The sequence below is a fragment of the Streptomyces sp. NPDC096046 genome, from assembly GCF_040303285.1.
Classification (GTDB): domain Bacteria; phylum Actinomycetota; class Actinomycetes; order Streptomycetales; family Streptomycetaceae; genus Streptomyces.
In genome coordinates this window covers 70,756-74,696 of sequence record NZ_JBEOSZ010000040.1, presented here as the reverse complement: position 1 = coordinate 74,696, position 3,941 = coordinate 70,756, and the positions used below count along the sequence as shown (strand labels likewise).

At 73.1% G+C, this 3,941-nt stretch carries 4 protein-coding genes; 3 read left to right on the top strand and 1 reads right to left on the bottom strand.

Annotated elements, in window-relative coordinates; genetic code table 11:
* Window positions 1-360 precede the first annotated feature (360 nt).
* Window positions 361-1,584, bottom strand: a complete 1,224-nt coding sequence (locus ABTX62_RS28370) for a sensor histidine kinase (RefSeq protein ID WP_352118846.1) — start codon at window positions 1,582-1,584, stop codon at window positions 361-363.
* 223 nt (window positions 1,585-1,807) lie between these two features.
* Here ABTX62_RS28370 and ABTX62_RS28365 point away from each other — a divergent pair, with 223 nt between their 5' ends.
* From ABTX62_RS28365 to ABTX62_RS28355, 3 genes are all read left to right on the top strand, one after another.
* Window positions 1,808-2,215, top strand: coding sequence for an NADH-quinone oxidoreductase subunit A (locus ABTX62_RS28365; RefSeq protein ID WP_352118845.1), 408 nt, complete (start codon window positions 1,808-1,810; stop codon window positions 2,213-2,215).
* Entirely contained in the window at window positions 2,206-2,838 is a 633-nt protein-coding gene (locus ABTX62_RS28360) for an NADH-quinone oxidoreductase subunit B (protein WP_352118844.1), read from the top strand. Before ABTX62_RS28365 ends, ABTX62_RS28360 begins: the two co-directional genes overlap by 10 nt.
* Window positions 2,835-3,941, top strand: a 1,107-nt coding sequence (locus ABTX62_RS28355; RefSeq protein WP_352118843.1) for an NADH-quinone oxidoreductase subunit C, incomplete at its 3' end; no start/stop codon positions are given. The genes ABTX62_RS28360 and ABTX62_RS28355, both read left to right, overlap by 4 nt.

Here is a 3,941-nt window from a genome sequence, read left to right as displayed (position 1 = left end):
GGGTTGGGCCGCGGTTCGGTGGTGTGCGGCGGGGTTGGGCCGCGGTTCGGTGGTGTGCGGCGGGGTTGGGCCGCGGTTCGGTGGTGTGCGGCGGGCTGCGCCACGGCCCGGTGGAGCGCGACGGGCTGGGCCGCGGTTCGTTGGGCTGGAACTTGGCGGACTGCGGCCCGGCGGACCGCGCCCGGCGGACTGCGGCCCGGGGGACCGCGGCACCGCCGATCACCGGCATGGCCGATCACCGGCATGGCCGATCACCGGCATGGCCGATCACCGGCACGGCCGATCACCGGCATGGCCGATCACCGGCCGGGGGACCACCGGCCCGGTGGGCCACGGCGTGCAGGGCCCCGGTCCGGAGGCTCAACGTGCGCCGGGGGCGACGGCGGCGTCGTCGCGCTCGCGCCACGGCAGTTCCGCGGTGATCGTCGTCGGGCCGCCCGGAGGCGACTCCAGGACGAACAGCCCGTCGACGGCGTTCAGCCGGTCCGCCAGGCCCTTCATCCCCGTACCCCCGTCGAGGCTCGCGCCCCCGCCCCCGTCGTCCCACACCTGTATGAGGAGGCGGGTGTCCGTCCGCCACACATCCACCGAGGCCGACTTCGCCCCGCTGTGCTTGCTGACGTTCTGCAGCAGCTCCGAGACGGTGAAGTAGGCGATGCCCTCGATGGCCGCGGCCGGCCGCTCCGGCAGATCGACCGTCACCTTCACCGGAACCGTGCAGCGCGAGGCGACCGACGACAGGGCCGCGTCCAGCCCGCGGTCGGTGAGGACCGCCGGATGGATACCGCGCGCCAGATCCCGCAGCTCCTGGAGCGCGAGCTTCACCTCGCCGTGCGCCTCCGCGACCATCGTCGCCGCCGCGTCGGGATCCTCCAGCACCTTCTCCTTGGCCAGGCCGAGACCCATGGCCAGGTTGACCAGCCGGGCCTGCGCCCCGTCGTGCAGATCCCGTTCGATGCGCCGCAGGTCGGCCGCCGCCGTGTCCACCACGACCCCCCGGTCCGACTCCAGCTCGGCGATCCGCCGCTCCAACTCGTCGGAGGGCGACAGCAGCGCGCGCACCATGGCCCGGTCGGCGTTGGTCAGCCCGCGGGCGATGAACGGCAGCACCGGCCACAGCACGAACAGCGAGGTCAGCGTGACGGTGAAGGTGAGGACGCCCCACGGCAGCCGGATGAACTCGTACAGGACCGTGCGCCAGCCCACCGGGTCCTTCAGCTGCATCCACAGCCGCTGGAAGAATCCGCCCTCGCCGCGCAGCCGCAGCCGGCTCGGCTCGTCCACCCGCACTCCGAGCAACGCCCTGGCCCGCGCCCGCTCCAGCCTGCCCAACTGCCGCGCGCCCATGAGTCCGGCGGCGAGCAGCGGGAACCCGATCACCGTGACGGTCAGTCCGAAACCGGTGAACAGCACCGTCACGACGTAGGTGAATCCGAGCAGCGCGACCGGAAAGTTGGCCAGCAGGTGCGCGATCTCTTTCCAGGTGTGCCGTTCGTAGGCGAGCCGTGCGGGCGGCGGACGGTCGTCCGGCCCGGCGCCCTGCCGGGTCGCCGTCGTGCCCGGGGACGGGATGCGTTGGGTCATACGCGTTAGCGTGCCCGGCGGCGGGCTGCTGCGCCATGAGGTGGACCGCCGGGATCAACTGAGGAAAACCCCACCCCCGCATGCCGGGTCGTGACGGGCTGCTTACCCTGCCCTTATCAGGGCCTAGACTCCCGTGCGTACAGATCGTCGAACGGCGGCATCCGAGTGAGCCGCAGCATCGTCGCAGGATCCAGGTCCGAGTTGCAGGGAGCGAGGGACGGACGTGCCGGAACCGACCGTCGTCACCACGACCGTCGCCGCGGCGGACTACTTCCAGTCCTATTCGGTCGTCGGACTGCTCGCCGTCGTCGGTGTGCTGTTCGTGGCCGTCGCCTTCGGGGCCGGCCGTCTGCTGCGGCCCGTGGTCCCCACCCCCGAGAAGCTCCTGACGTACGAGTGCGGCGTCGACCCCGTGGGCGAGGGCTGGGCCCACACCCAGGTCCGCTACTACGTGTACGCCTTCCTCTATGTGATCTTCGCCGTCGACTCGATCTTCCTGTTTCCCTGGGCGACCGTCTTCGCCGCCCCCGGGTACGGCGCCGCGACCCTGGTCGAGATGTTCATCTTCCTCGGCTTCCTGGCCGTGGGCCTGCTCTACGCATACAAGAAGGGCGTCCTGGCATGGACGTGAACCCCTCGGTGTCCGAGCCCGTTCCGCTGCCCGAACCCAAGCGGCTGGGCGCCCTCGCGCGCCTCGCTCCCGAGCCGATGAAGGTGATCCTCAACTGGGGCCGCCGCTACTCGCTCTGGGTCTTCAACTTCGGCCTCGCCTGCTGCGCGATCGAGTTCATCGCCGCGTCGATGGCCCGCCACGACTTCATCCGGCTCGGCGTCATCCCGTTCGCCCCGGGCCCACGCCAGGCCGACCTGATGGTGGTGTCCGGCACGGTCACGGACAAGATGGCACCGGCGATCAAGCGCCTCTACGAGCAGATGCCGGAACCGAAGTACGTCATCTCCTTCGGCGCGTGCAGCAACTGCGGCGGCCCCTACTGGGACTCGTACTCCGTCACCAAGGGCGTCGACCAGATCATCCCCGTCGACGTCTACGTCCCCGGCTGTCCGCCCCGGCCCGAGGCGCTGCTCCAGGGCATCCTCAAGCTCCAGGAGAAGATCGCCCGCGAGTCGCTGGGGGAGCGGTACGGCACCGTCCGTCCGTCGGCGGCGGCGCTGCAGAGCGGCCTGGTGCAGCCGCCCGCCTCCGCCTCCGCCCCCGCCCCGGGCTCCGACTCGACGCCGGGGGAGGGACGATGACGGCCGTCGGCTGGCTGCCCGCCGCCGCCGAGGAACTCTTCGGCCCCGACGCCACCGCCGAGGAGTCCTACGAGGTTCTGACGGTCGACGTACCGCCGGCCGCCTGGATCGCCGCCCTGCGGACCGCCCGCGACCGGCTCGGCTGCACCTACTTCGACTGGCTGAGCGCGGTCGACGAACCGGGCACGGGCTTCCGCGTCACGGCCCACGTCGCGGCGCTCTCTCCCGTACGACGTCTCCTCCTGCGTACGACCGTCCCGCACGAGGCCCCCGCCCTGCCCTCGGCGGTCGACGTCTACGCGGGTGCCGCCTGGCACGAGCGCGAGACGCACGAGATGTTCGGCATCACCTTCGAAGGCCACCCGGGGCTGGACCACCTGCTCCTGCCCGAGAACTTCGAAGGCCACCCCCTCCGGAAGGACTTCGTCCTGGCCGCCCGCGTCGCCAAGGCCTGGCCCGGCGCGAAGGAGCCGGGCGAGTCGGAACACGGCGGCCCCAAGCGCCGCCAGATGCTCCCGCCCGGCGTCCCCGACCCCAACGAGTGGGGCCCCCTCAAAGGCCAACTCCCCCCGGCTCCCGCCCGCCCGGCCCGGGGCGCGGGACGCGCGGCAGGCGAACGCCCCGCCCGAGCCGCGGCACGTCCCACGGGAGAACGCCCGGCGCGCCGGACCCGCTCGGCCTCGGAGGGCTCGGCGAGCCAGACCGGTGCCACGGAGACCCCGGCCCCGGCTTCTTCCCCACGGCGGACGCGTTCGGCGGCGGAGGGCTCGGCGAGCCAGTCCGCGTCGGGTGACGTGGCTGCTGCGACTTCGGCGGATCAGTCCGCGGCGGGGGAGTCGGCTCGGGGGGCGGGCCGGTCCACGCCGGGGGAGGCCCAGGTCCCGACCCCGACCCCGACCCCGACCGATCAGCCCACGCGGGGGGAGCCGGCTCGGGGCGCGGCGGATCAGCCCACGCCGCAGGTTCCGGGTGGGGCGGGTCAGCCCCCGTCCGGCGGGCCGGCCGCTCCAGCTCCGGCCCGACCGAGGCGCAACCGCTCGGCGTCGGAGGGTTCGGCGAGTCAGCAGCCGACCGGCCCGGCAACCGCGACTCATGGCCCCGAC